Below are 2,338 nucleotides of genomic sequence, written 5' to 3'. Positions count from 1 at the left end.
CAAAAGGAAGTAGCTTTAAGAATCTTAGTAGAAATCAAATTAAAAGAATTGAAAAATGGATTAATAATTATCCTAGGAAGATGTTTGGTTTTAAAAGTTCTAATAATATATTTGAAATAGGTTTAAAATGTAGCATAAATAAACACATCATATGAGGTGTTTTTTTCCATAAAGGCTGTGCATTTTATATTGCAATTTTCATTAGATATTTGAATTAATATCTAATATCTAACAATAATCTTTAGTCGATATATAACAATCTTATTAGCTGATCTATCTTTTTATAGTAAAATTTTATTCTACAATAATTATAATAGAAACAATGAAATCAAGTATATAAAATAGACAATCAATCTTCTTTCATCCTTGGACAAATATCTAAAAAAGTGATAAAATAATACTATATGACCCGTTAAAATCAGGAGGTGCTAAAAACATTGAAAAAAGCTGTCATATTATCTTTAATTCTTATATTTTCACTTCTATCATTACCAGCCAATGGACAGGTTCAAAATTACTCTGAAACTGTCAGAGGACGAATAATTGAAGTAAATAATGATTCTTCTATTGAAGAGAATCGTAAAACTTATGAAAGTGGTGTGCAAGAGATCAAAGTTAGAATAGATCAAGGAAAGTTTAAAGGAGAAATTTTCAACACTAACCATGCTTTGTCTGGAAATCCTGCCAGGGATTTCTACTATCATAAAGGAGATAGAGTCTTAATTTGGCTCGAATCTCAAAACAATTCGGTTACAAGGGTTCTTATTCGCGAGGTTATTCGAGATCATTACCTTGGTTATTTGGCTATATTCTTTATCTTATCACTACTTTTAGTTGGTGGTATTAAAGGGCTAAAAACAATAATAACTTTAGGAATTACTGCTTTTCTTATTTTAAAGATTCTTTTACCACTTATACTACAGGGTTATCCTCCTATTCCTACTACAATTATTGTAGCTTCGATAACTGTAACAATATCTTTAATTATTATAAGTGGTTTTACTAGAAAGACCTTAGCTGCTACCATAGGTACAATCGGAGGTGTTTTAGTTGCTGGAATACTTGCTGGGGTAATGACTTCCCTAGTTAGGCTTACAGGACTAAGTGGAGATGAATCACAGATGTTAATGTATATCCCACAAAGAACCAACTTCGACTTTCAAGGTCTTCTATTTGCAGGAATGATTATAGGTTCATTAGGAGCAGTTCTTGATGTTGGTATGTCTATAGCCTCAGCAATAGATGAGATCAAAAGGGCCAACCCATCTATCAGTACTAAGAGATTAATCAAAGCAGGAATGAATGTAGGACGGGATATTATGGGAACTATGTCAAACACTCTGATCCTAGCTTATACAGGAACTTCTATGTCACTTCTTTTAGTTATTACTGCTTATGATATCTCCTTTGCTAGAATCATAAATATGGACTCTATGTCCACAGAGATTGTTAGAGTTCTTGCTGGAAGTATTGGTCTTATATATGCTATACCAATTACAGCTGTGGTTTCTGGTCTTCTTTATCGCGATATTAACTTTAAAACAGAAGATAATATTAATGAAAGTAAAAATATTAACTGAAAACAAGCAAAAAGGGCAACTAATTAGTTGCCCTTTTTGCTTGTTCCTTCATTATGAGATAGCTTAACACTTTTTATTAGTATATTCTTTTTTAACAATCTATAGTTATGCTAGTTGAAATCATATGGTACTATGTATTAAAATCTTAACACATGGATAAATAATACTCTTAATATAAAAAAATTGAGATTTATCAAATTTGATAATTAAATTTATAGTTAATCCATTAATATTAAATAAGTTGTATATTAAAAGATTAAATAACAACAATTAAAGGATAAACAGCCGAAAAATCGACTGCTTATCTTATTGTAGTATTTAATTTTCAATAGCAATTCTTTAAAGAGTCTAAATAAAAACCTCTTAAAGATATTTAATTAAATAAATTACTAAAGAAAGATCTAATTCTATTAAATAAACCAGAAGAACTTTCTTCATAGCTTAGGTCATATTCATAAAGGCCCCAGTCATCCTCTGAACCTATATGATTAATACGAGCTGATTCGAAATCAGTCATATTGTCTGCTCCATCTGGAGAAGATCTAAATACCACTCTTCCTTCAGTCTCTACAGGTAAGATTGACCAATTATATGTCAATTGTGGATCAGCTCCACCAGATTCTCTAATATAATCAATAACTACTTCTCTATTCACTTCAGTTCCTGTATAAACAACATTAGCATCAACTAAGTGGTCTCCACCACCAGAAGCTCTATAATTATTTGTAACTACTAAAAATTCCATATCTGAAGTTACT

At 30.0% G+C, this 2,338-nt stretch carries 1 protein-coding gene and 2 pseudogenes; 2 read left to right on the top strand and 1 reads right to left on the bottom strand.

The window, feature by feature from the left end:
• Together HALSAC_RS17890 and HALSAC_RS0114040 are read left to right on the top strand one after the other, a co-directional pair.
• Nucleotides 1-155, top strand: a pseudogene (locus HALSAC_RS17890) (IS30 family transposase); the annotation flags it as partial.
• A 282-nt stretch (nucleotides 156-437) separates the two neighbouring features.
• Nucleotides 438-1,580 carry a YibE/F family protein gene (locus HALSAC_RS0114040; RefSeq protein WP_027340798.1) on the top strand — a complete coding sequence of 381 codons (1,143 nt, stop codon included), beginning with the start codon at nucleotides 438-440 and terminating at the stop codon, nucleotides 1,578-1,580.
• A gap of 373 nt (nucleotides 1,581-1,953) precedes the next feature.
• On the opposite strand, the pseudogene HALSAC_RS0114035 reads toward HALSAC_RS0114040, so the two are convergent.
• Nucleotides 1,954-2,338: pseudogene (locus HALSAC_RS0114035) on the bottom strand (hypothetical protein); the annotation flags it as partial.

The organism is Halonatronum saccharophilum DSM 13868, assembly GCF_000517025.1.
Lineage (GTDB): Bacteria > Bacillota > Halanaerobiia > Halobacteroidales > Halobacteroidaceae > Halonatronum > Halonatronum saccharophilum.
This window is presented reverse-complemented; position numbering and strand designations above follow the sequence as displayed.